The sequence below is a fragment of the Paenibacillus xinjiangensis genome (genome assembly GCF_059686975.1).
The window spans coordinates 116,392-141,991 of the sequence record NZ_JCAALS010000017.1 but is presented as its reverse complement, the minus strand read 5'-3'; the positions used below and the strand labels follow the sequence as shown (position 1 = coordinate 141,991).

At 45.0% G+C, this 25,600-nt stretch carries 25 protein-coding genes; 17 read left to right on the top strand and 8 right to left on the bottom strand.

The genetic code is table 11. The features are described 5' to 3' along the window. Positions 1-141 precede the first annotated feature (141 nt). The 3 genes from AC6ESP_RS17940 to AC6ESP_RS17930 all read right to left on the bottom strand — a co-directional run bounded on the left by AC6ESP_RS17940 (position 142) and on the right by AC6ESP_RS17930 (position 1,983). On the bottom strand, positions 142-744 hold the full coding sequence (locus AC6ESP_RS17940) for a class I SAM-dependent methyltransferase (protein WP_497098097.1): 603 nt from the start codon (positions 742-744) through the stop codon (positions 142-144). A 30-nt stretch (positions 745-774) separates the two neighbouring features. Next, positions 775-1,227: a helix-turn-helix domain-containing protein gene (locus AC6ESP_RS17935; RefSeq protein ID WP_497098106.1), complete on the bottom strand. Its 453-nt coding sequence runs from the start codon at positions 1,225-1,227 to the stop codon at positions 775-777. A 252-nt stretch (positions 1,228-1,479) separates the two neighbouring features. Further along, on the bottom strand, positions 1,480-1,983 hold the full coding sequence (locus AC6ESP_RS17930; RefSeq protein ID WP_497098096.1) for a DinB family protein: 504 nt from the start codon (positions 1,981-1,983) through the stop codon (positions 1,480-1,482). Between the two features lie 207 nt (positions 1,984-2,190). Between AC6ESP_RS17930 and AC6ESP_RS17925 the strand changes: the two genes are divergently transcribed. From AC6ESP_RS17925 to AC6ESP_RS17915, 3 genes are all read left to right on the top strand, one after another. Next, on the top strand, positions 2,191-3,360 hold the full coding sequence (locus AC6ESP_RS17925; protein WP_497098095.1) for a hypothetical protein: 1,170 nt from the start codon (positions 2,191-2,193) through the stop codon (positions 3,358-3,360). Positions 3,361-3,374: 14 nt separating this feature from the next. Then, a complete protein-coding gene (locus tag AC6ESP_RS17920) occupies positions 3,375-4,325 on the top strand; it encodes a peptidoglycan DD-metalloendopeptidase family protein (RefSeq protein ID WP_497098094.1) in 951 nt (316 codons plus the stop codon). 175 nt (positions 4,326-4,500) lie between these two features. Further along, a complete protein-coding gene (locus tag AC6ESP_RS17915) occupies positions 4,501-5,115 on the top strand; it encodes a hypothetical protein (protein WP_497098093.1) in 615 nt (204 codons plus the stop codon). 128 nt (positions 5,116-5,243) lie between these two features. On the opposite strand, the gene araA is transcribed toward AC6ESP_RS17915, so the two are convergent. Genes araA through AC6ESP_RS17900 form a run of 3 tightly spaced genes read right to left on the bottom strand, consistent with a single transcriptional unit; the run spans position 5,244 to position 9,027 of the window. Further along, positions 5,244-6,668 (bottom strand): L-arabinose isomerase, encoded by a 1,425-nt coding sequence (gene araA / locus AC6ESP_RS17910; protein WP_497098092.1) that lies wholly within the window; start codon positions 6,666-6,668, stop codon positions 5,244-5,246. Between the two features lie 44 nt (positions 6,669-6,712). Continuing rightward, positions 6,713-7,408, bottom strand: coding sequence for an L-ribulose-5-phosphate 4-epimerase (locus AC6ESP_RS17905; protein ID WP_114378231.1), 696 nt, complete (start codon positions 7,406-7,408; stop codon positions 6,713-6,715). 2 nt (positions 7,409-7,410) lie between these two features. Beyond that, a complete protein-coding gene (locus AC6ESP_RS17900) occupies positions 7,411-9,027 on the bottom strand; it encodes a xylulokinase (protein WP_497098105.1) in 1,617 nt (538 codons plus the stop codon). Positions 9,028-9,447: 420 nt separating this feature from the next. On the opposite strand from AC6ESP_RS17900, the gene AC6ESP_RS17895 reads away from it, so the two are divergent. After that, a complete protein-coding gene (locus tag AC6ESP_RS17895; protein WP_497098091.1) occupies positions 9,448-10,539 on the top strand; it encodes a GntR family transcriptional regulator in 1,092 nt (363 codons plus the stop codon). 172 nt (positions 10,540-10,711) lie between these two features. Here the strand turns inward: AC6ESP_RS17895 and AC6ESP_RS17890 are convergent, their stop codons facing one another. Continuing rightward, a complete protein-coding gene (locus tag AC6ESP_RS17890) occupies positions 10,712-11,152 on the bottom strand; it encodes a GNAT family N-acetyltransferase (protein WP_497098090.1) in 441 nt (146 codons plus the stop codon). Positions 11,153-11,709: 557 nt separating this feature from the next. On the opposite strand from AC6ESP_RS17890, the gene AC6ESP_RS17885 reads away from it, so the two are divergent. Then, positions 11,710-12,579, top strand: a complete 870-nt coding sequence (locus AC6ESP_RS17885) for a helix-turn-helix transcriptional regulator (protein WP_497098089.1) — start codon at positions 11,710-11,712, stop codon at positions 12,577-12,579. 3 nt (positions 12,580-12,582) lie between these two features. Here AC6ESP_RS17885 and AC6ESP_RS17880 read toward each other — a convergent pair whose 3' ends face one another. Then, the gene (locus AC6ESP_RS17880) at positions 12,583-13,257 is read right to left on the bottom strand and encodes a hypothetical protein (RefSeq protein ID WP_497098088.1); all 675 of its coding nucleotides are present in this window, start codon (positions 13,255-13,257) and stop codon (positions 12,583-12,585) included. Between the two features lie 349 nt (positions 13,258-13,606). Between AC6ESP_RS17880 and AC6ESP_RS17875 the strand changes: the two genes are divergently transcribed. The 12 genes from AC6ESP_RS17875 to AC6ESP_RS17820 all read left to right on the top strand — a co-directional run bounded on the left by AC6ESP_RS17875 (position 13,607) and on the right by AC6ESP_RS17820 (position 25,273). Beyond that, positions 13,607-14,524: an ATP-binding cassette domain-containing protein gene (locus AC6ESP_RS17875; protein ID WP_497098087.1), complete on the top strand. Its 918-nt coding sequence runs from the start codon at positions 13,607-13,609 to the stop codon at positions 14,522-14,524. Then, on the top strand, positions 14,517-15,296 hold the full coding sequence (locus AC6ESP_RS17870; RefSeq protein WP_497098086.1) for a DUF2705 family protein: 780 nt from the start codon (positions 14,517-14,519) through the stop codon (positions 15,294-15,296). The genes AC6ESP_RS17875 and AC6ESP_RS17870 overlap by 8 nt, the downstream gene beginning before the upstream one ends. Positions 15,297-15,387: 91 nt before the next feature. Continuing rightward, on the top strand, positions 15,388-15,978 hold the full coding sequence (locus AC6ESP_RS17865) for a response regulator transcription factor (RefSeq protein WP_497098104.1): 591 nt from the start codon (positions 15,388-15,390) through the stop codon (positions 15,976-15,978). Positions 15,979-15,996: 18 nt separating this feature from the next. After that, positions 15,997-16,920 carry a sensor histidine kinase gene (locus tag AC6ESP_RS17860; protein ID WP_497098085.1) on the top strand — a complete coding sequence of 308 codons (924 nt, stop codon included), beginning with the start codon at positions 15,997-15,999 and terminating at the stop codon, positions 16,918-16,920. A gap of 250 nt (positions 16,921-17,170) precedes the next feature. Beyond that, positions 17,171-18,037, top strand: coding sequence for a LysR family transcriptional regulator (locus AC6ESP_RS17855; protein WP_497098084.1), 867 nt, complete (start codon positions 17,171-17,173; stop codon positions 18,035-18,037). A gap of 149 nt (positions 18,038-18,186) precedes the next feature. Beyond that, entirely contained in the window at positions 18,187-18,846 is a 660-nt protein-coding gene (locus tag AC6ESP_RS17850) for a type 1 glutamine amidotransferase domain-containing protein (RefSeq protein WP_497098083.1), read from the top strand. Positions 18,847-19,198: 352 nt separating this feature from the next. Continuing rightward, positions 19,199-19,903, top strand: a complete 705-nt coding sequence (vanR, locus tag AC6ESP_RS17845; protein ID WP_497098082.1) for a VanR-ABDEGLN family response regulator transcription factor — start codon at positions 19,199-19,201, stop codon at positions 19,901-19,903. Further along, positions 19,896-20,960 (top strand): sensor histidine kinase, encoded by a 1,065-nt coding sequence (locus AC6ESP_RS17840; RefSeq protein ID WP_497098081.1) that lies wholly within the window; start codon positions 19,896-19,898, stop codon positions 20,958-20,960. The genes vanR and AC6ESP_RS17840 overlap by 8 nt, the downstream gene beginning before the upstream one ends. Before the next feature lie 213 nt (positions 20,961-21,173). Continuing rightward, a complete protein-coding gene (locus AC6ESP_RS17835) occupies positions 21,174-22,250 on the top strand; it encodes a D-alanine--D-alanine ligase family protein (protein ID WP_497098080.1) in 1,077 nt (358 codons plus the stop codon). After that, positions 22,247-23,437 (top strand): alanine racemase, encoded by a 1,191-nt coding sequence (gene alr / locus AC6ESP_RS17830; protein ID WP_497098079.1) that lies wholly within the window; start codon positions 22,247-22,249, stop codon positions 23,435-23,437. The genes AC6ESP_RS17835 and alr overlap by 4 nt, the downstream gene beginning before the upstream one ends. Beyond that, entirely contained in the window at positions 23,389-24,237 is an 849-nt protein-coding gene (locus AC6ESP_RS17825) for a D-alanyl-D-alanine carboxypeptidase family protein (protein WP_497098078.1), read from the top strand. Before alr ends, AC6ESP_RS17825 begins: the two co-directional genes overlap by 49 nt. Beyond that, positions 24,230-25,273, top strand: a complete 1,044-nt coding sequence (locus AC6ESP_RS17820; RefSeq protein ID WP_497098077.1) for an acyltransferase — start codon at positions 24,230-24,232, stop codon at positions 25,271-25,273. Before AC6ESP_RS17825 ends, AC6ESP_RS17820 begins: the two co-directional genes overlap by 8 nt. Positions 25,274-25,600 lie beyond the last annotated feature (327 nt).

The window sequence follows — 25,600 nt, the reverse complement described above, 5'->3', positions numbered from 1 at the left end:
TGCTTGTCAAGTTCTTTTAATCTTTTTCACGCAAAAAAAGAGCAGGCTATCTTTCGATAACCTGCTCTTTTACATAGTTATTTGGTTCAGCACCTTAACTTAATGACATTGTCCTTTACGGGTGGCCTTTTAGTAAATGTTTTATTTTTGAGAATCAAGAATAAACATAGATGCATCTTGTCCCATGAATATTTTACTTCCATTGTAAACCGTTTTGGATTGGACATCCCTGTACCCTATTCTAGTCATAATGTCAGCCAGCTCCGCTTGATTAAATCCGTTATGAACGATATCGGATACTACTTTTTCATTTTTATCAAAATCCATGATTAGCAAATGTCCTCCTTCATTTAGAACATCGAATAATCTGGATAAAACTAATTCAGCATCATGAATATGGAGGAGAACCTGAGCCATAAAAATATAATCAGCGTGCAAATCCTGTAGACCTTCCTTTTCAAAATCAAAGCATAATGTATCGACATTCTGAATGTTAGAGTCAGAAATTTTTTGCTGGATTTGATTAATCATGTTCGGTGAGGTATCCATAAAAAGCATAGAATCAAACTCGTTCAGCAAGTTCATTCCGACAAGACCCGTTCCACACCCGAAATCAATAGCTTTCTTACTCTTAGCGTCAACTAAATATTCACGGATGGCATCAGATGATACCTTTGCGATTTGAATTCTTTCAGAGGTGTCATATACATTAGCTATCATTTCAAACTTATCCGTATTTCCCATTATTACCTCTCCTATCTACTTTAAAATCCTTCAGTCTTGTTTGTATTTTTCCTTAAGGATGCCGGATCCGATTCCCGCAACGACCATTAGAATCAACGGCCCAAAATTCCAAAGAAATGTCCCACCAAGCCATGTAACGTCCATTGGGGTAACTTTATTGAGAAGGAGGACGCCTAGCTTGGTCACCAGTAGAAGAACACCTGCTAAAAATAAGACATCAAATAGGAACTTTAATTTCGGATGAGCCAGCTGCTTGCTTTCTTTGATCACCTGCTTCGTTAACTCTTCGTCGCTTCTTAATAGCTCATCGATGGTTACACCAAACAGATCACTTATTTTAATAATAATTTCAATGCTCGGGTAGTTCTGACCATTCTCCCATTTCGACACCGATTGTCGGCTTACATACAGCTTCTCAACCAGCTCTTCCTGTGTCCAGCCCTTTTTGCTTCTCTCCGTTTTTAACTTCTCACCAAAGATCATAACAGCACAGCCTTCCTGCAATATATAAGACAATAGTAGTTCTCCTGCATGCAAATGAAAAGAACGCATTGGTTACATCCCTCCGCAACCCCAGGTTGCGGCCCTTAAACAGCTCCCGTTCAAGAGAGATGCCCGTCCATTATCCATTATGTAGTATCCCCAGAATAAGAATGGCCCCCCACTCAGTCTTATTTGATCGAGCGAGGAGCTAGCTTGTTTTAGATCATCTGCCCATTAAAAACAATCCCTCGTTTATCGCTGATTCTCCTGCAATTTCAACAAATAAAACATGTAATCGGTCGGGACCGCGGTATACCCTTGCTGCCGCAGCATCACAGTCACATTGCCCCGATGATAGGTCCCATGGTTGACCACATGCCGAAGGGTCTCGGAGAAATGCGTATCGAGACGACCGTGTTTGGGATGCACGATCGTCATCGCCTTGTCCGGGTCAGGCGTACGCCGCAGAAGCTCGAGGATCTGTTCGGCGACATCGGCGAACAGCCGCCGCATTTCATCCACTGATTTGCCCTTCGCTTCCTCTGTCCAGCCCGGAATCTTCGAAAAAATATTCTCATTCGGAGCTTCCGAGAGCACGGACATATAGAGCTGATCGAATAAGTAAATGTGCGCTAACGTTTGCGACACGGACGGAAATATGCTCGTCAATTCCGTATGGTACGCATCCTTCGGAAGCTGCTCCAGATGGGCGAAAAGCTGCTCGTTGGCCCAAATATGATATTCGTACAATTTCAATGCTGTATAACACGCAAACTCTTTGCCACGATCCGTTGTTGCGGTTCGGAAGCTTCCTAATATCGAAAACTCCCTTATTCTGTCGATGTACAAGGGAATTTAGCGTAAAATATTTGTTTCAAAATGGTGAAATAAATTATAAAATAGAACTGTAAATAATATACACAAATAGTATATTATCTAAAAAAATAAAGGAGAGGGTATAAATTGAAAAAAAAGGTTATCCTTGTGTCAGGAGCGATATTGGTGCTCGCTGTGGGAGTAGCAGGAGCTGCTTTCGGGGCAAATCCAAGTAAGTTTTCAGGATCTTTAAAGGTATGGGATGGGGTTGTTTATTCAGAACGGGATCAGATTACAAAAAAGGAAATATCAGATTCGATCGATCCCGTTTCAGGTGAATCTACAAAAGAATTCAAAACTAAATCAGGTCAATTTAAAAGTGGTAACTTAGAATTAGATGATAAGAAAAATGAAAAAGCTATCGAGTTTAATCTGGATGGTAAACAGGCAAATTTAAAATTTCAATACGTTACTAAGTCAAACAAAAATATAATAATACCTGATAACGATGAGGGCTATCAATTGAGCCCCATACCAAATAGCGATCAATATCTGATTAGTTATAATGACTCTCTTTATCAAATAGATATAAAGAATTCTAAGATAACAAAAGTCTTATCAGATCAAGTCGAAGGTTTTGAATACACAGCTTTAAAAGAGAAAAGAATCGAAGATCTATCTTTGATTTGGGGTGAAAGACCCTACTTTAGTCCAAATGGTGATTATTTGATTTATTTTAGTAACCGTAATGCAGTCAAGAATGGTTCAGGCAATGGTCAATTATGGGTTAAAGATTCAAAAAACAATACTGAAAAAGCTGTATATGATGGTGGATATGAATTCGTTGGTTGGGGTGAAAATAATCAAGTATTCATTCGAGACAATACAAAGTTAATAGAGATAAACCTTGACGGAAGCTCGAACAAGCTCATCGAGGATAATGTTGCTCTTGAGACACTTGTAGTCTATCCATTTATTGTTGCTCCAGAGATAGGTAATATTAATATTACTGATTTGAAAACAAATAAAACACATTCAATAAGTGATGGGATTGGAAGAGCAGATATGTTGCTAGCTGATCCAACTAGTACTCATATCGCAATAAAGAACTATCCTGATCCCAAATCGTTAGATACAAATATTTTAGTATTGGATGATTTAAATAATAGTACATCATTTAAGAAGATTTCCCCTGAGAATGGATATATTGTTGATCGATTCTCATGGTTAGATTCGGATAATCTTCTTGTTGTAGTTATAAAAAAGGGAACAATCGAGCAAAGTTCTTATGTAGTTAATATCAGTGAACTGGAATAAGGAGGAGACATATTATGAAATCTAAATTATCAAGTGTATTATTAATTATAATAGGTACCCTGCTTTTTCAGTCATCAGCATTTGCTGCATTTGATTTTACTCAATCATTTTCTGAAGTTGACGGAGTAAGTGCTATTGTTAATTCTTATTCTCCCGCACGTGATGCCAGTGGTAATGAAGCGTTTGTTAACGTAAACAGTAAGACAAATCAGCCAAGAACATCAGGTACCAGTCCACATGTTGGAACTGATATTAGCATGGCATCTGGTAGAAATGTATATGCTATCTATAGTGGAAAAGTGGTTTCTAAGCAAACTGTCATTACTGGCCAATTAGGTGATATCATTATTAATTTGGATACAAACAATGACGGTACGCCGGATGGAATTTACATTAGATTCTTACACATTGTTCCTAGTAGTTCTTTGAGTGTTGGTAGCTCAGTATCGAGTTCAACAATAGTTGGTACAATAGACGCTCATAAAGCGTATCCCCCTCATCTTCACTTTGGTAGAACAAATTCATCTGGTACCATTACCTATAAATTGTACAACTTATACAGACATACATCTCTCGCTACTTGGAATGGTGGACAGTCACTAGATTATTTGGCAGGGGACTCAGTTGTAGGGAGTTCAATATATATTACTGGATATACAATGGATGATGGAGCATGGGAAAACTTATCATCAATTAATGTTTACTATAAGATTGGTAGTACCGGTACATGGTCATCAACACCAAAACAAATGACCGTGTATAATTCGAATGGTAGATGGACGTATAATTTTAGTGGTATAGCTACTTCTGGACAAACTGTATATTATTATTTGGCAGGGATAAGGGCTGATATGTCAGCAACATCGGACAACTGGGGTTTATGGCCTCAATATTACAATCATCCTCCAAAAGCACCTGCTAGTTTCACCTCATCTATTAAATATAAAACTTTTGTAATGCCTTAATTTTTTTTTAATAGAAGAATTGTGTGAGTCACCTAGGGATCAAGACTTAAGCTATAATGAAAATAGGCCAGCCAAATGTAATATGGCTAGCCTATTTTTAATTGAGGCTTCAAAGTGTGAATGTTAAAAAGGAAAAAGGAATAAAATAATATATCAGAAGAAAAGGATGTGAATAATGAAGAGTTTTGTTGGAATAATAATTATGGCGATCATACTTTCTCTAATGACTAGTTGTTCTAGTAACGAAGAAAATATTAATTCTGCTGTTACTGAATCTCCTCCAAGTATTTCGACAGAATCACCGGAGACAACTGAGAATAATAACGGTCAGTCTGAAATCGATGAGTTCTCATTAGTGATAAATAACACCACAATTTCACTCCACGACTGGGATAATCAAATTGACTTAGAAAAAATTCTGGGAAAGCCTCTTTCCGAAAATATTGAGGAACTTAAAGGTGACGGATTTACAGGTTCGCTTTTAAAAAAAATAAAGTACGCAGGACTTGAAATGGAATTGTTCTCACCTAAAAATAATGGTAAGAATTTTTGGATTATGACTATTATATCTACGAAAAAAGGATACCTAACTTCAAAAGGGATTGAAGTGGGGAGTTCGGTCAAGGAGTTAAAAGATGAATATCCAGGTATAAATATAGCGAAGGACGGGAGAACAGACCCTGATAACTGCGCCTATGAAATTAGAAGTGAACAAGAATATAACTATTTGAGGATTGAGGTGATAGAAGGAGTAGTAGATCAAATTAAAATATTCCATATAATTCCTTAGTTTCGTAATGTCTTCTTTAGTTTGTACAAAAAAGCGACCATACAATGACAAGGAGTGGTTTGTATATTTGGCACAAGAAGGCGGCCCCGCGATTGCCCGATTCCGCCTTCTTGTGCCTTCATTATAGCTTACTTAATGACGACGTATTCCAAGTTAACCAGCTTAGCATAGGTTACGATCTGGTCTGTCGTCAGGTTCAAGGAAACGACCGTATGGTGGCCGCCGCCATTCTCGATCCAAGCTTTCACGCCATCCTGGAAGTTCGGCTTCACGCTCCATAGGACGCGAGCGACAGGAAGATTAGGAGCCGGAACCGTAGGCTCGAATGCGGAAACCTCGTTGATGAGCAATTTATAATGAGTGCCGAAGTCCGCCATGGATACGACTACGCCTTCGCCGGCTTTGCCATCGAATACCAGACGTGCTGGATCTTCGCGATCGCCGATTCCTAGAGGAGAAACAACAACTTTCGGCTTGCTGCTTGCCAAGGATGGATCTACCTCGAGCATATGGGATTGCAGGATGGCTTCCTGACCGGCTGCCATTTCGTAAGTGTAATCCTCCATAAAGCCCGTGTTTTGATTACGGCTCATTACCTTCAGCAAGCGATCCAGCGCGGCTGTCTTCCAGTCGCCCTCGCCGGCGAAGCCGTAGCCCTGCGCCATCAGACGTTGGACAGCAAGACCAGGAAGCTGTTTCATACCATGCAGATCCTCGAAGTTCGTCGTGAAGGCGTTATAGCCTTTCTCGTCGAAGAAACGTTTAAGGGCGATTTCATAGCTTGCTTGGACTCTGACACTCGCTTCCCAGGCTTCTTTGCTGTTCGTGCCGTAATCGAATTCGTAGAGCTCCGCATACTGGCCCATCAGGTCATCGATTTCCTGCTCCGTAACGGCATTCACGTATTGCACGAGGTCGCCGATGCCGTAGTAGTCCACGGTCCATCCGAATTGAATTTGGGCTTCGACCTTGTCGCCTTCCGTTACGCCAACGTTGCGCATGTTGTCGCCGAAACGGGCCACTTTGATGTTGAAGCTTTCGTTATAAGCAACCGCTACGTCCATCCAATCCGCAATTTGCTGCTGCACTTCCGAACGTTCCCAGTAGCCTACAACGATTTTGTTTTGTTTCTTCAGACGGGCATTGATGAAGCCGTATTCGCGGTCGCCGTGAGCGGCCTGGTTCAGGTTCATGAAGTCCATGTCGATCGTTGCCCAAGGAATGCTCTCATTGAACTGGGTTGCCAAGTGAAGCAGAGGCTTCTGCAGCAATTTCGTACCGCGAATCCACATTTTCGCAGGCGAGAACGTATGCATCCAGGTAATGACACCCGCCACTTCGTCGCGATAGTTGACCTCTTTCATAATGCTTGTAATTTTATCCGCGGTTACTGCCAGGTCCTGCAAGACAAGCGGGTAAGGGAGCACACCGCTATTATTCAAGGCATCAGTCATCGTCTGCGCATGAGCTTTTACCTCAGCGAGCGCTTCTTCCCCATACAGATGCTGCGAACCTACGACGAACCAGAACTGTTTAGCTGCTGTTGTTGTCATCTTAATCATCCTCTTTTCACTATTTTATAATGGCGTAATGGCTATTATTTCTGCCCGTAGTAGGCATCTTTCCCGTGCTTCCGAAGGTAGTGCTTATCCAGAATGCCTTGAGGCAGCTCTTTGGCAAAATGGTTCAATTGCCGTGCGTACAGATTCATCTTGCACACTTCCTCCAGCACGACGCTGTTCACGACAGCCGACTTCACGTCTTTCCCCCAAGTGAAAGGTGCATGTCCTTGGAGCAGGACGGCCGGGATCGCCATGACATCCAATCCGCGCTTCTCGAACGTCTCGATAATCACGTGGCCCGTCTCCGCTTCGTATCCCCGGTCAACTTCTTCTTGGTTCAAGAAGCGTGCGCAAGGCACGGCGCCATAGAAGGTGTCCGCATGCGTCGTTCCCATGACGGGTACATCGAGTCCCGCTTGCGCCCAGATGGTTGCCCATGTCGAGTGGGTATGCACGATGCCGCCGATTTGCGGATAATGTTTGTACAACACAGCGTGAGTCGCAGTATCGGAAGAAGGTCTCATCTCTCCCTCTACCACCTTACCGTCGAGATCCACAACGACCATGTCACTGGGTTTCATCTTCTCATAGCTGACTCCGCTCGGTTTAATGACGAACAGGCCGCTTTCCCGATCGACTGCGCTCGCATTGCCCCAAGTGAATTTCACAAGTCCGTGCTTCGGCAAATCCAGATTCGCTTGATATACCTCTTCTTTCAATTGCTCTAACAACGTTAGTCCCTCCCGTTCTCTAGCAGATGATCTACTGCAGCTTGTTCGATGGCGAGCCCTGCTTGGTATCGTTTGATGAATACTTGGAACCCTGCGACATCCGCACTCTCTGGAGCAATCTCCTGTCCTTCGGCATCTTTGAACACCTTCTGCTCGAGGAAGTCCTCCAGGCTCTGTCCTTGATCCTTGCCCGTCATATAAGAAGCCAGAAGCGCCATGCCCCATGCCCCGCCTTCGCCAGCCGTCGACATAACCGAGATCGGTACGTTCAGCGCAGCGGCTAGAGCTTTTTGCCCAACGACAGGAGTCTTGAAGAGACCGCCGTGAGCCAAGATACTGTCGATGGCCACCTGCTCGTTCTCAGTCAAAATGTCCATGCCGAGCTTCAATGCTCCAAAAGCAGTGAATAAGTGCGTTCGCATGAAATTAGCCAGATTGAAGTTGCTTTCAGGCGAGCGGACAAACAACGGCCGGCCTTTGTCGATTCCCGTAATATTCTCACCCGAGAGATAACCGTAGCTAAGCAAACCGCCGCCATCTGGGTCAGCTTCCAATGCCTTATTCAACAGCACGCTGAATAGTTTGCCGGAATCCACATTGAAGCCCATCGCTTCGGAGAATTCGCGGAACAATCCCATCCAGGCGTTGAGATCACTGGAGCAGTTGTTGGCATGCACCATGCCGACCGGACTGCCGTTCGGCGTTGTGACCATATCAATCTCCGGATAAACCTTAGATAATTCTTTCTCCAATACAATCATTGCAAATACGGATGTGCCCACGGAGATGTTCCCCGTACGCTTCCTGACACTATTCGTCGCAACCATGCCTGTGCCGGCATCGCCTTCCGGTGGACATAGCGGAATGCCGGACTGCAGATCCCCAGCCGGGTCCAGAATGGCCGCTCCCGCCGCCGTTAGCTCGCCAGCTTGCTCGCCGGAGAGATATACTTTAGGAAGAAGATCCTCAAGCTTCCACGGATAGCCTTGGGCTGCGATTAATTCATCGAATTGCTTAACCATCGTTGGATGGTAATTATGTGTTGACTCATCTATAGGGAAGATGCCGGAAGCATCTCCGATCCCAATCACTTTATTGCCGGTCAATAGCCAGTGGATATATCCGGCCAATGTCGTTACATAATCAATGCGAGGCACATGCTCCTCTTGGTTTACTATTGCTTGGTACAAATGGGCGATACTCCAGCGCTCAGGGATATTGAATTGGAGCAAGTCCGTTAGTTCCCTTGCTGCGGCGCCGGTCGTTGCATTGCGCCAAGTCCGAAATGGAACTAGCAGCTCACCCTTACTGTCGAATGCCATATAGCCGTGCATCATAGCGGAGAATCCGATCGAACCGACGGCCTTGAGGGTGACTCCATAATTCTGTTCTACTTCCTGCTTCATTTCACGGTAAGCGGTCTGGAGGCCTGTTATAATATCCTCCTGATTGTATGTCCAATATCCGTCTTTCAACAGATTCTCCCACTCAAAGCTTCCTGATGCGATGGTCTCGAAACGACGGTCGATCAGCACCGCTTTGATCCGCGTAGATCCAAATTCGATACCCAGCGAAGTTTCTCCCTTGATTATCGCTTCTTTCAAGTCTACATGATTCATGATCACATATATCCCCTCTCTGCTGCTTCCGTTCGAATCGGTCACTTGATGAGACAACCGGAAGATTTCGACCGAAAGAAGGCGCTTACTGACAGCCTTAGTATATTTTCTGTACGTACATTTGTCAATATAGTCTAATAGTTATACTAACATAAGTAATGTGCCAATCTTATTACGTCTAATTGTGGTATTTTCCTAAGGATTAGCATGGAACTTGTATTGTTGTAAGCGTAAATGATGGCAATAGATTTGCATTTCAACCAATTCATGCTAGAATGTGTACGTACAACTTTTTCGAACATATAAGAAAGTATAAGTTTACTCTAGACAATGCTTATATTTCACCCGCGAAACGTATGTTGCTCCTCCTAAGGACGGTGCAACCGTTTACGCTTGACAACAGTGAAAGAAGTGGATTGTATGAAGCCAAAGTACCAGCTCATTATTGAAGATATCAAAAGCTATATCCTCTCTGGAACGTACAAAGCAGGCGAGAAAATCCCTTCGGAGCTCGCTATGCAGGAGAGCTACAACGTTAGCAGGCAGACGGTTCGAAAAGCCATTCTGGAATTATCAAACGAGGGGTTCCTGCGAAGCGAGAGGGGTTCCGGTACGTACGTCAGCAGCCAATACCGGTCCAGAACGGGTGCGAAGGCCACGAATAAAACGATCGGTGTCATTACGACTTATATATCCGATTACATCTTTCCCTCCATTATCCGCGGCATTGAAAGCCGATTAAATGAAGATAACTATTCCTTGCTGTTAGCCAGTACAAATAATAATATCTCCCAGGAAAAAAAGGCACTGGAAATGATGCTGTCCTACGGCGTGGATGGACTGATTATAGAGCCTACCAGAAGCAATGTATACAACCCCAATATCGCCTACTACCTGTCTTTTAAGGAGCAGGAGATTCCTTTCACAATGATTAATGCCTATTATGAAGAGTTGGAGGTTCCATTCTTCTGTCTGGATGACGTGCAGTCCAGCTATCTCGCAACCCGGGAGCTAATTGCCAATGGACATACCCAGATCGGCATCATCGCGAAAATGGATGATTTACAAGGGAAGTTTAGAATGAAGGGATTTATCAAGGCTCTTGGGGAAGCCAAATTGCGGTTCCAGCATGAGCATGTGCTTTCTTTTGATACAGAGACGAAGCCGGACCTGTCCGCTAACTTGGAAGTGTATCTGAACGACAATCGGGATGAACTGACAGCGCTTGTGTGCTACAACGACGAGGTAGGCCTAGAAGTCGTACATGTCTGCAGAAAGCTGGGGATTTCCATTCCGGACGAGCTATCCATTATTGGCCAGGATAATTCCTATATTGCCAAGAACGCGAATATCCAGCTAACGACGCTGACGCACCCCCAAGAGCAAATGGGACGCGACGCAGCGGACTGGGTCATTAAGAATCTACAAGGCAAAAAAGACTTGCCCACCAACACCTACTACCAGCCCGTATTAATTGAGGGCGAAACAGTAAAGGCGATTGAAGTGGAGTAGTTAGGGCGAAACTGTTTATTTTTGTTATATATTGTAGTTACTACTGGTATGCTGCCGGACTATCGATCATGAAGGAGTAAGGCTTCGGTCAAATCCCCGACCGTGGCGGTCTATTGACGGCAAGTTTTTTAAGGCCATTCTTTGCTGGATGGCCCTTTGCTATGGCAGTATGTTACGTCAGATGCATAAAAATAGTCTCCATTGCTCCCCAAGGTGCTTCTTTCTCATCTATCTTTACGAAACCATATTTTTCGTACAAATTAACATGGTCGCTGACAAGGTATACTGTATCAAAACCCAGTTCCTTCGCGTATGCCAAGGCAGATAATATCAATTTTTCGCTTATTCGGTTGCCTCTGTACTGCTCTCCCACAAACACGAACCCAATATAAGGTGTATAGGAAATATCAGGTATGCAGTCGGTTTTTGCTAAAGTGCAAAAACCAGCAATGTGATCACCATCAAGTGCTGCAAATACTCTTTCCCAATCTGAAAATTGGCATTCTTTCATTTGTTTCGCTAAAGTGGCTCCTGCTTTCCATGAACAATTCTGCGCATACTCAGCAACGGCTTGCCACAACCTATCGCTATAAATAAGCGATTCTATTTGCATAGATACTCCCCTTCTTATAATCAGCCATCCGCTGGATAGCCCTTGTTTTTTATTTTAACTATTTTCTCTCCGTTAACTCCTCCCTTTCATAACCTAACAGTACAACATTTGATATGAACGAGCATGGTAAAAAATGATTATAATTACACAACTTCCTGTCAGCCTAAAGTCGGCTCAAATTCAATCTCAGACATATCGATTACTGGACTGGCGGAAAGAACAAAAAAAGTGCCCTTCCACCAAAATAGCGGAGGGGCATTTGCTTTTCTGCCAGCAAGAATCCCAATAGGTAACTCAATCGTTCCGTGACCCAAAACACGCAGCAGCCTATTTGCACCGACTTTCCCGCCGAGCAGCGCGGTCCTCCCCAAGTCCATGCCAGCAAAGGCGCCTTGGCAAGCCTCCTATAAGTATTTCCTAGAAAACTTGTCCTTACTTGTGATAAGACTCGCATATCATTGTAAAAGCGAAATTTAAATGCCATTGCACTTAATAGGAACAATCTCTAATGCTATACTGATTACAATGTTTATACTTGATGAAAGGAGATACTAACTATGGAACAACATGAAGTCATTGAAAATGCTCTGCAATACATAGAAAAAAATCTACACCAATCTTTATCCGTGGAATCTGTTGCCAAAGCCTTCAATCTGTCCAAATTTTATTTTCATCGACTTTTCACTGCCATAATGGGATCTTCATTAAACCATTACATCTTATCCAGAAGATTGAACGCATCGCTTCAATTCATCCAATCCGGCGACTTCTCACTAACAGATATCGCCTATCAGCTAAACTTTGGGGCGCCCTCATCATTCACACGAGCTTTCAAACGTCAATTCGGTATCGCTCCAAGCACATTAAGAGCAAAAAATATGAGCATACCTCAAACACCAATACCGTCCGTGGTAAGACGGCCCATTAAAAACATCAATGGCGATATTGTCGCCGATTTCACCATATCAGAGTTCGAGCCCACCAGATTGAGTGGCATCGCTTTGGAAGTCGATCTGGCAACGGATGATTACAAGAAAAAGATCCGATCTCTTTCCCAAATGTTGCTGGACAACATCGATCACAAGGTAACTGGCTCATGTTATGTCATTTTTTCAAATTGTGAAGTAAATTCAACCCGCTTCAAAGTACTATTCGGCATTCCGCATGATATTCAGATCGAAAAACCTTTTTATTTCAATGTTGACATACCCCAGCTTTTTTGTGCCAAATTCAAGTATTACGGTGACCTTCTGGATATAGGAGATGTTCTAATTACGGATTATGCAAGATTCTTGAAAATATCCAAGCAAGAAGCTGAAGACTCACATATCGAGTTTATTCAAGCTTTTGATGATATTCACAATCTTGAATCCGCCTATCACATCTATGCACCCATCAAGAAGCTACCTGTCGATTCAGAAGGCTAATCATTACTTAACAATGCTTCTCTCGCGTTCCGACCATAGTGCATGCCCCAACCAAATGAAAGCTAATCCCATCGGTACGGCCAATATCCGATCGTACGGGTGGGGGATTATTGAACCAGCGACAGTCATTACAGCAGCTGCGGCAAGCAAAATAGCCCCCGGGCGCGACAGGACTCTCGCACGAAATGTCGCGATGCCAAGCAAGAGGCCGCCAAGAATGTACGCCCCCCCCGCTAACGGTGCTAATGCCGGAAATATCCCAAGATCAGCTTCACTTTCAGTCCCGCCGAAAATCCCTGCGAGACCCTCAACAAACCTTGGAGCATCGTTAGTGAGTAATGGCAATACAAAAGCTTCGATGAAGCTAAAGGTCATAGAAATTAACCAGAACAGACCAAACAATAGAAATCCGACCAAACCAAGATATCCAACCTCCTCCACTTGCCTAGCGTAAATCCCTGCAACTCCAATTAAACTAGCAAGGGACATTGTGATGGTTAAGCATGCAACAATTAGCCATATGTCTAAATTGACAGAAGATCGTTCATCCGGGGGGTGAATCAACTGAATGACAATATATAGAATCCCCGCCATAACTGCAAGCAAGCCAGCGCACCGAATGAGACCTGCCGCCGTTATTTTCCATTTACCTTTCGTATTATTGTGCTTGTTGTTCATGTGAATTCCTCCATTCCTAGACCTTATTGGATGATAACCAAGTTCTTATAACAACGTAACAAATTAAAGTCACTTTTACTTTTCAATTCTTGCTGTAATAACTTCCATGATGAAAAAATGAAAGGGCACCCAAGTGGGTGCCCTTCGCAATGAGATATTATGTTTGCTGGGTTTTCTTATCCATTCCCTCCCTAATCATGATCAAGCCTTCTCTGTGATTCGCCTTGGCGCTATGGCACATTAGATCAGTCCCTATCTTTATGCTTTTTTTATACTTTTCTAGTCTGATTATTTATAACGGCCGGTTACCCTATATTCATACACAAACACAATGAAAGGATGATTGGCAATGTCGGAAACGATTCTGAAAGCAACCAGCATTTCAAAAATATACGGCAAACACAAAGCGCACCATAAAGTGTCCATCGAAATTAAACGAGGCATGATTTACGGCTTGATCGGGGAAAATGGTGCCGGTAAATCGACCTTTATGCGAACTGTCATGGGTTTAATTACGATTGACGAAGGCAACATCGAGCTGTTCGGGGAAACAGGCCTGAAGGGCTTACAGCGTGCACGGAGAAAAATGGGACAATCCATTGAAACGCCGGCCCTATATCCGGAGTTGACGGCTCGCGAGAATTTGCGAGTACAAGCGGCGAACGGCGGCGTCGGAGATCGAGAGATTGACGATTTGCTTCGCTTAATGAATCTCGAGCATACTGGCAAGAAGAAAGCGAAGAATTTCTCCTTAGGCATGCGCCAACGCTTGGCGATTGCCTCCGCCCTTATTACAAATCCGGAGTTCTTAATCCTGGACGAACCCACTAACGGCCTTGATCCTTCAGGCATTGTTGAAATGCGTGAGATCATTCAACGATTGGTGATGGAACGCGGAATCACCGTCTTGCTTTCAAGCCATTTGCTTGATGAGCTTTCACAGGTCGCTACGCATTACGGTATTTTGCATGACGGGAAATTGATCAGCGAGTTTTCTCGGGAGAAGTTGGCAAGCGAATCCCGCCAATATATTGAATTAGAAACAACCGAGGTTCAGGCAGCAGTCGTCATCCTCCATGAGTTAGGGATACGGAATTATGAAGTCATCACCAGTACCGAGATTAACATCTACGAGCGCTTAAACGACGTTGCGGCAATCAACCGTTCATTGGTCTTAGCTAACGTGAACGTTCTGCGGATTGGAACATCCAGACAAAAACTCGAAGATTATTTCTTGCAGTTAACAGGAGGAGCCAGTCATGCTTAATCTTCTAACAGCCGAAAAAATTAAGTTACTTCGCAGCAAAAAACTTTGGATTGTCCTGGCCGTTTATTTCTTGCTCCCGATTTTCCAAGCGGCAAATAGTCAAATGGCCGTGCATTATGGAGACGAGCTCGCCCAGCCCATTGATACCGTCATTAATGGAGCGACGGGCATTCTCATGATGGAGAAAAACGGGCTGACTATTTTACTCGTGATTAGCGCTTTTATCAGCTTCTTTATCGGGGAAGAATTTCATAATGGAACGATTCGTAATGCGTTGTCATTAGGCCGCAGCCGAACGCATTATTATTTGTCCAAGCTTGTAGTTGCTGCGCTGCTGTCGCTTGTTGGCGTCATAGTCCTGACCGCGCTCGGGATAATAAGCTTTTCATTGGCGTTTGGCTTTGGCGAATTTGCCGAGATTCCCAATTACTTCAGCTATGCGATTAAAGCGTTTATCACTCTGTACGTTCTTATCTTGGCTAACGTATCGATTTATGTGATGCTGAGTTTTCTAACCAAAAACAGCGGCGTCTCACTGATCTGGAGTTTTCTTTATACCATTGGAACAGGCTTCGGCGCTCCCGTTTTTCTACAAACCGAACATTTTAAACAAGTCACTTACTGGATGTCGGAAGTCTTCCTGTTCTATTCGGACTTCGCGAATCCGACGGATATCGCCAGATATCCCGAGATGCTGTTAGTCAGTTGCATCACCATCGTGTTATCATCTATTATAGGAATCCTTCTGTTTACGCGAACAGACATAAAGTAGGTCGATCGATATGGCAGCGATAATGATCATTGAAGACGATAGTTCCATTCATTCGCTCATGAAGGAAGCATTGGAGTTGTAGGGCTATCAAATTTTAAGCGCATACTCCGGGACCGAAGGGAAGTTGTTATTCGAACAAAATAAGGTTGATCTCGTTCTCTTGGATTTGATGTTGCCGGGGATGGGTGGGGAACAATTCCTTCGGGACATTCGGCCTCACTCCTCTATTCCTGTCATTGTGATCTCGGCCAGAAACGATCAACCTTCGAAATTAGAGCTGTTGACAAACGGAGCCAATGATTACATGACTAAGCCGTTCGATGTGAAGGAGCTGCTCGCGCGAATTCGCATTCAATTGCGTCATGCAACAAACGCTTCGGTCAGCAAGCAGAAAGAAATTCATTACAAGAATATTCGCGTGAATACCGACACGCGCGAAGTGATCGTCAATGACCACCCTGTCCATCTGACTGGACGCGAATACGCAATCTTGCTACTGTTTCTAGACCATCCGCGGAAGGTGTTCAGCCGCGCCAATATTTATGAAAGCGTCTGGAACGATCCTTTTGGGGACGGCGACAAAACCATCAACATGCATATCAGCAATTTACGAAATAAGCTGAACACCGACGAAGAAAACTATATTAAAACGGTATGGGGCATAGGCTTTAAATTTGATTAACGAAGGGGCGTGAATGCGATGTGGGGATGGGTTTTCGTTTTCCTGGCATTCACGCTTTTTCTTTATCTATTCTTCTTGAAGCGAGAGCTGCGCAAACTAAAGCATAGGGCCAAAGAGATTCCGACTAGCGCCGGTTATGGCAGTAAGTTGTTTGTCGATTTCCGCGAGAAGACATTAATGGATCTAGTCGATGAATGGAACCAAATAATCGAAGCATTCGAACAAAAAAACCGTCAGGCCAAACAAATGGAGGAAAACGTGAAGTTAACCATCGCCGGTCTATCCCACGATTTGCGGACACCGCTCACGTCCATCCACGGCTATGTTCAACTTCTCCATGCGGTCACAGATGAAACGAAGAAGTCGCAGTATCTTACCATTATTGAACACTCTGTCCAGCGTCTAATGGAAATGACCGACCGCTTCTACGACCTGGCCCGCATTGAAACGAATCAAAAAGAGATCGTATTGTCCTCAATCACTCTCTCCAAATTGGTTGAGGAAACCTTTTTGTCCTCTTATGAGCAATTCGAGGAAAAGAAGATCGAACTCCAGTTCCCCAAGCGATCCATGGACACTCCGATCATTGCCGACCCCTTATTGCTGGTCCGCGTCATTCAAAACATAGTTCAAAATATGCTTCGTTATGCCAAAAGCAAAGCGGTCATCCATTACGAGATGAGAGAAAACGATCTGCTATTCAGCGTCAAAAATGATATCAAGCCGGATAGTAAAGTGGCCATCGAAAAAGTATTCGAGCGTTTCTATACAGAGGTTACAAGCAGAACGAATACCGAATCCAGCGGGTTAGGCCTTTATCTATCCAAGAAGCTGATCGAAAAGATGAATGGGAAGATGGATGCGAGGCTGAAGGACGGTTGGTTCATCCTAGAAATCCATTTCCCTGTCCATAGAATTCCAAATCATTTCCCATACAAATAAAATGGGGCCCTACTGGATGCCCTAGTTCTGCGAGGCTGAAGCCGAAATCCAAGTCATCTTCAACTTCCAATTACTATCACAAATATCATTTATGATACGGTTCACCGGGCTGCTTCTTGCTTAAGATACAGTCATTAAGAAACAATAAGGATTGTAATGTTGGTTTCACTCTATCTGCGAATTTTAAAGGCCCGAAAGAGGAGACTGGCGTTAAGATACAGAGATTAGGAAAAGGAGTGAATGCTCAACTATGGTCGACTTTGAATGGTATCGGAGTTTTATTGCCATCTATAAGCATAATTCTTTATCGGAAGCAGCCAAAACGAGGATAATGACGCAGCCGGCCATGAGTCAGCACTTGTCAGCCTTGGAAGCCGAGGTTGGAGAGTCGTTGTTTGCAAGGACGTCAAGGAAATTATCCCCGACCGAAAGAGGCAAAGAGCTATACTCACAGATTGCTCCTCTTATTGAGCATCTGGAGGAGACAACCATGAATTTGAAAGCAGCGTCTCTCCCTACTTTTAACGTCATTCGAATGGGAACCGCGCATGAATTTTTTAGCGAGAAAATCCTTCAGAACTTAAATAAGTACAGTATGCATACCATTCATTATTTTGGAACGGCGAGCCAACTCATAGAGATGCTTAAGGAAGAACAAACCGATCTCATCGTGACATCGAAGAAGTTTGTATCTCCAGGAATTGAGTATATCAAATTATATGACGAGGAATTCGTGATTGTTGCCCCTGAACATCTGGAAACTCCCGATACGGATCACCTTCCGTCCATCGAGGATTGGCTTTCTTCGCAGAACTGGATCAGTTACGGGCTGGAATTGCCGATTATCAGACGCTTGTGGAGAGAACATTTCCGGAATCGTCCCTTGATTAAACCGGTTCATGTCATCCCTAATCTACATATGATTCTCAAAGCGATCGAGAACGGATCAGGCATTAGCTTAGTGCCTACCTACCTCTTGGGCCAAGGGAATGGACGCTCGAAAATCATATACGAGCACCTGAGAATCACCAATGAATTATTTATTGCCTATCAAATGAAGCACAAGCATCTGCCTGAGATCAATGAAATCATTAAGATCATTCGCGAAGAAAGATAGAGATCAACGGATCACGTTCCGGTTGATCATTTTTTGAATCACTTATAAATTTATTTATGAATCAGTTATTATTTCATAATTTGTTTTATAGATACACTGGACTTATACTGACCTTATAACGAATTTACTTGATACAGGAGCTGAAAATAATGGCAAAGAAAGTGTTGATCGTTGTCACTAATCACGCTGAGATTTATGAAGGCAGACGGACAGGGATATGGTTGACGGAATTTGCGGAGGCGTATCTGGAGTTTGTCGAGAATGGATACGATGTGACGGTGGCAAGCCCTCTCGGGGGCAGCGGACCCATCGACCCCGGAAGCGTAGATTCGACCACTCCGCAGCGCCTATTGGACACTCAGAAGCATTTGGAGATTACCTTGAAATTGGATGAAGTAGGCGCGGATGAGTTTGCTGCGATTTTCTTGCCGGGCGGCCATGGAACGATGTATGATCTTCCGGACAATCGCAAGCTTCAGGCATTGCTGCGGGAATTCTATGAGGCCGGCAAGATCGTTGCCGCGGTATGCCATGGACCTGCGGGACTCGTAGGCGCTAGATTATCAAACGGGAATCCACTAGTTGCAGGCAAACGGATCAGCGCTTTTACGGACAGGGAAGAAGCAGAGACAACGCTAGATCGACATCTCCCATTTTTATTGGAAAGCAAGCTTCGTGATCTGGGCGCCATCTCTGTGGCAGCACCGAATTGGACGATTCATTATGAGGTGGACGGCAACTTGATTACCGGCCAGAATCCTCAGTCTACGTTGGTTGTAACCCAAGCCGTTATTGCACAATTAGGATAAATCCCTGGAAGGCCGGTAGCGAGAAGCTACTGGTCTTTTTGCATTTTGGAGCATTAGATTAACGACTCCACAGCGTGTTGCGCTTGCTTAGAACAGGAGATCGTTACAAATACAAGCTGGCGCCAGTTTCCACCAAAAAATAATAATGAAAAAGGATTTTTTTTAAAAATGTAGAACTGTTGAGTTGTTGTTGTCAGCCTTAATCAACTTACCAACCATAATAGGCTCCTCGCGGCTTGACATTATCGTAATGTGCAATCAAGCTTAAAAATGAATGGCTCGTTATTCATTACTAACCCATGGGGGGAATTCCCTAATTTCGACTTTCCAAGAAAGGATATCGTGAATTATTGTGAGCGCAAAAATTCTAATTGTAGATGATGAAAAAGATATTGCCGATCTGTTGGAAGTTTATTTAAAAAATGACGGATATACCGTCTATAAGTTTTATAACGGAACCGAGGCATTACAATGTATTGAACGGACGGAACTGGATTTGGCGATATTAGATGTTATGTTGCCTGATATAGAAGGGTTTAAGCTTTGCAGTAAAATCCGGGAAAAGTATTTCTATCCCATCATCATGCTTACGGCCAAGATTGAAGATATCGATAAAATAACAGGTCTCACCATCGGTGCTGACGACTATATCACCAAACCCTTCAATCCAATAGAGGTTATGGCAAGAGTCAAAACGCAGCTTCGCAGATATTTGAGCTATAACGGACAGAATCAAATCAACACAGAGAAAAAAGAAACCGTAGAATATGATGTCAGAGGACTTGTCATCAATAAAGCAACGCATAAATGCACCTTATACGGCGAAGAGCTGACCCTGACCCCGATCGAGTTTTCAATTCTTTGGTATTTGTGTGAGCGCCAAGGGGATGTGGTTTCATCGGAAGAACTATTCGAAGCGGTATGGAGAGATAAGTTCTTAAATAACAACAACACGATTATGGCGCATATTGGAAGACTCCGCGAAAAGCTGTATGAACCGGCGCGAAAGCCGAAATTCATAAAAACAGTCTGGGGAGTTGGATATAAAATTGAATGAAAAAAAATTTAAAATACGTCTGCTGGAGCAGATGCTATCACGCTTTTTTATTTTATCTGTAGTAAGTTTTGCTATTATTGGCGCTGCTGTTATGGTCTTCATATGGGGTGACAATCCTACCGGAGGCGTATACCATTGGATTGAAGCCCGCTTCATCTACCTTGCAGCCGCTTGCTTTGCCCTAAGCATACTTATCATTCTTTGCGTGCAATGCATTCAGCTCATATCCTACTTGGCATTAGTGGCTGGAGCAATTGAAATCATCGGTGAAGAAGAACAGAGACCAGTGGAACTCCCTTCAATCCTGCGAGAAACGCAGGATCGATTCAATCAAGTCAGAACTAAAATAAAAGACAAAGAATTCGCTGCCCGTGAAGCAGAACAGCGAAAAAATGATTTAGTCGTTTATCTTGCGCATGATTTAAAGACACCGATTTCCTCTATTATTGGATACTTGACGCTGCTTAGGGACGAAAAACAGATTTCGCAGGAGATGCATGACCGATATATTGGTGTAGCGCTAAAAAATTCGGAAAGGCTAGATGATTTAATTAATGAGTTTTTTGAAATCACCCGGTTCAATTTATCTACTATTACTCTGGAGTACAGCAGAGCTAATCTGGCACGTATGATGGAACAACTGGTGTTTGAATTTCAGCCGATGCTCGTAGAGAAAACTCTTACATGCCGTTTAGACATGCCCGCGGATCTCGAGCTCCGATGCGATGCGGATCAAATCCATAGGGTGTTTGATAATTTGATTTGTAACGCCATTCATTACAGCTTTGAAAACAGTGAGATACAAATTACGGCCTCTGTTTCGGGTACTGCGGTTACCTTAAATTTTATGAACCGCAGTCATACGATTTCGGACGAAAAACTCAATCGTATTTTTGAGCAATTTTATCGACTGGATGCTTCCCGCTCCTCACGCACAGGCGGGTCGGGACTCGGACTTGCCATTGCGAAAGAAATCGTAGATCGGCACCAAGGCCGCATTTTTGCATCAAGCCATGACGACACCATATCCTTTGCTGTGGAACTCCCCCTTTCGTGAGAAAATCGTAAGAAATTCCGTATAAAAAAATCACAAGTCCGTGAACTGCCGCGGATAAATTACACCCTTGTTTTAAGTACGATATTGGTACTGGAGCAAGGGTGTTTTTGTTTGTGAAGTTTTATAAGGGGGAGCATGCATGACTATTCTAGAGGTAGAAAATCTAACAAAAATACCGCTCGAAGATTTACTCAATCCTGGAGGTATTACTATATGAAAACAAAGCTATACGTTCTATACGGCGGCAAATCCGCCGAACACGAGGTGTCTTTGAAAACGGCGGTTACGGTCCTTCTATCCATCAACGAAAGCCGCTACGAGGTTTATCCCGTTTACATTACGCGTGACGGCTTATGGTGCACGACCGGCATTCTTTCCAAGGAGGGCTTGACGGTCGAACGGCTGATCGCTCGTCCCGCGTACCGCGACCCGGCACAATCGCTCGGAGAAATCCTGACGGGCGTGATGGCCTTGCCCGGTCCAAAAGTCGTTTTGCCGCTATTGCACGGCTCTAATGGGGAGGACGGCACGGTGCAAGGCCTGCTGGAACTGCTGAACGTTCCGTACGTCGGGAACGGCGTGCTGTCGTCCGCGCTTACCTTGGACAAGGCGATGTCGAAGCAGGTCTTAGCCCAAGCCGGCATTCACCAGACGGAATATCGGGTGTGCCGATTCGAGGAGTGGAGAACGGATGGACTGGCGATCCTGCGCGACGTCGAGGAGAGCATCGGCTATCCATGCTACGTGAAGCCAGCCTCTCTCGGTTCAAGCATCGGCATCAGCAGATGCACAAACCGCGGAGAGCTGCGGGCCGGAGTCCAAGAGGCGTTCTCCTACGATAAGAAGCTCGTGTTCGAACGCGAGGTGGACGGCAGGGAAATTCAAGTGGCCGTCCTCGGCAACGAAAGGCCTCTAGCTTCGTTGCCCGGCGAATTTATCCATGACCATGCGTTCTTCAATTACGAATCCAAGTACATGGACAAGCGGCTTACGATGTCGATTCCCGCCAAGCTGGCGGACGGCTTGACTCAGCGAATCCGCGAGCTGGCGATCCGGGCCTATCAAGTCCACGGCTGCGAGGGCCTCGCCCGCGTCGACTTCTTCCTCGACGGAGAAGGCGATTTGTTCCTGAACGAAATCAACGCGCTTCCCGGATTTACGAATTTCAGCATGTATCCGGTCATGTGGGAGCGTACCGACGGAACGTCCTATTCCGAGCTAATCGAAAAATTAATCGGGCACGCAATTGCCCGTCACACAGACAAGCAAACGATTCAATACACAAGATGAGCGAGGTGAACGGCATGTTAAGTGACACGTGGGCCGAAATTAGTTTGAGCCGCATTTGCGAGAATATGCTGAACATCCGCAAGTCGCTGCCGAATTCGGTTAAGCTGATGGCCGTTGTGAAGGCGAACGGCTATGGGCACGGGGATATCGAGTCAGCCACGGCGGCAGAACAGGCGGGGGCGGATTATTTGGCGGTCGCCTATCTGGAGGAAGCGCTCCGGCTGCGTGATGCCGGCATGAAACTGCCCATTCTTTTATTGACACCTATTCGGCCGGAGCTGGTGCAATTGGCGCTGAAGCTCGACTTGACCTTAACCGTCACAAGCGCCAAATGGTTTTCCGAGATTCGTGTCTTTAAGCCTTACGCCTCGGCGGGAAAGCTTCGGGTTCACGTGAAAATGGATACGGGACTCGGACGGATCGGCATCCGGGCGAAAAATGAATGGGACGCGCTCGTTCCGTGGCTGAGCGCGGAGGATGTCGAGGTGGACGGCTTCTACACGCATTTCGCGACAGCAGGGCAAGCAGACACCGCCTTTCTGGAGCGGCAGACCGCGCGTTTCATCGAGATGAAGGAATGGGGACGCTCGTCCGGCTTGACGATCCGGCATTATCATTGCGCGGGCAGCGCCGCAGCGCTGAGGTTTCCTCATCTGGCGATGGATATGGTTCGGATCGGAGCGGCGATGTATGGCTTCTATCCTTCGATGCTTGCTTGTTCGGTAAAGCTAGAGCCGGCATTAAGTCTCCATAGTCGTCTCATTCAGGTGAAGAAGCTTGCTAAAGGAGAATATCTCGGCTACAACAATTCCTACCGGGCCGAGGAGGACGAATGGATCGGAACGGTGCCGATTGGCTATGCAGATGGCTGGTCGCAACGAATGCAAGGCACTGATGTGCTGATCGAAGGTCAGCGCACCCCTATTGTCGGCAAAATCTGCATGGACCAGCTGATGATCAAGCTTCCGGGACCGTGTGCGGAGGGCACTCTGGTCACCTTGATCGGCTTTCAGGGCGAGCAGCGCATTACGTTTGCGGAGCTTGCCACCCATATCGGAAACGTGGCGCAGGAAATATCCACCTCGCTTGGCGTCAGAGTTACAAGAACATATACCAATACCGAGGAGGTTCACGCGAGATGGGACAACCAAATCAGACTGAACGAAATCAAACAGGCCGTCATTTGACGTATACCACCGTTCAATTGGCTAATTCCGAGATCCACCAAGGACATCTGGTTTTGATTAATTTTGATAATCCCATTCAACAGACAATTGCTTCAGGCAGTTTAATACCGCTTAGCTTGATTCCGGCTATCCATACCCTGAGGGTTGGTATGCTGTTGGAACGGACCTGTTTACGGCATTTGGCGGATTTGCTTGAGGCTTGTCACGGGATAAACGATATTATCGCCGTCAGCGGTTATCGGACCAAATTAGAGCAGGAGGAGATTTATGAATCCTCATTAGCCGATAATGGCGCCGAATACACCGCACGCTATGTCGCATTGCCCGATCGGAGCGAGCATCAGACAGGGCTGGCCATCGACGTTGGCAAGCTGAACAAGGACGTGGATTTCATTGCACCGGCATTCCCCGACAGCGGCGTCTATAAGACATTTAAGCAGCTTGCCGCCCGGTATGGGTTCATTCAACGCTATAAGGAAGGAAAGGAATCCTTCACTCAAATTTCTTGCGAGCCGTGGCATTTCCGTTATCTCGGCTATCCACACGCTGAGATCTTGGAGCAGAACGATTGGTGCCTGGAAGAATATATCGATCGGCTTAAAAGCTACCCCTACGAATATGATCATCTTGTATTCGAGGATAAGCGGTCATTCGTAGAAATTTACTATGTAGAAGCGAATGCGGGGACTTCTACGACCATTCCCCTTGTAGAATGCGATCGATTCCACTTATCTGGAAATAACAGGGATGGGTTCATTGTTACCGCATTTCTGGATAAAGATAGTCGAGCTCATGTCTAAACCGAATTACGGCGGACTCGATTGGCTCAAATTCGTTGCCGCCCTCCTGGTCGTTGCCAATCATACCGGCCCGCTTCTATCTTACAGCGCCACTGCAGATTTTCTTCTAAGCAATCTGCTTACCCGCATTGCCGTTCCGGTCTTTTTCATGACGACCGGATTTTTATTATTCCGTAAGCTGACAGGGGACCCGTTGACGGATCGACAAGTGCTGCGCGGCTACATGCTGAAAACCTGGAAGTTATATGCGACTGCCATTTTGCTGTACGTTCCGCTGAATCTGTATACGGGTTATTTAACCGATTCCTTCACGACTTATTCCATGATCAAGGACATCGTGTTTGACGGCACTTTTTATCATCTGTGGTATTTGCCGGCGTTAATTGTGGGCCTAAGTATAACGGTCATTATGTATCGGAGAATGTCTATGAAAGCCATGCTGGCTACGGCGGGTTTCTTGTACATCGCAGGGCTGCTTGGGGATAGCTACTATGGAATCGTCCAGGACTCCAAATGGATCGTCTGCGTGTATGAGGGCATGTTCACTGTGTTCGATTACACGCGTAACGGGCTGTTCTATGCCCCTATATTTTTGGTGATCGGGGCTTGGGTAGCCAAGCAGCGGCCTCCGGTGAGAACGCCGTTTGCCAATGCGGCCTTGTTTGCGGGTTCGCTCGGAATGATGTTCGCGGAAGGAACGCTCCTGCACGCGGAAGGAATTCCGAGGCATGACAGCATGTATGTTTTCGCGCTTCCCGCCACTTATTTTTTGTTCCATTGGGCGCTGCAGTGGAAGGTCCGGTCTAGCAAAACGTTCCGAGAGTGGCGAGTATGGGTCTATATTTTGCACCCGCTCGCAATCGTGCTCGTTCGCGGAGCGGCAGAGGCGACGAAGCTGGAACGGCTATTTATCGCGAACAGCCTGCTCCATTTTGCCGCCGTTTGCCTAGTGTCGATCGGCATGGCCTCAATAACGGTATGGCTATTGGCGATCAACCGAAATTCCGATCGGCCCGCTCTCTTTCACCGCGCTTGACTAGGATATTTTAGTGGTTAATGCCAAAAATCCGCCTTTTTTGTGATACGGTTCACCGTATCATCTGTAGAGCGAAATTGGATATTTCTTGAATCGCCAGTTGTCGAAGTCAATCAAAATAATTAAAATTAACATCGAAAAAATGCCCGAAAACTATATTACATAGTCATTAGGGCATTCTTTCTAAATTTTGAAGAGATAAGAAAACATAAATACTTCCCACCTATACTCCTAACCGCCATCTTATCTGATTGGAGCTATCCCTCCACATTTCGGATGATCTTTCGACATGACTAGATAATTAGAATTTGCGTGTGATGCACGAGA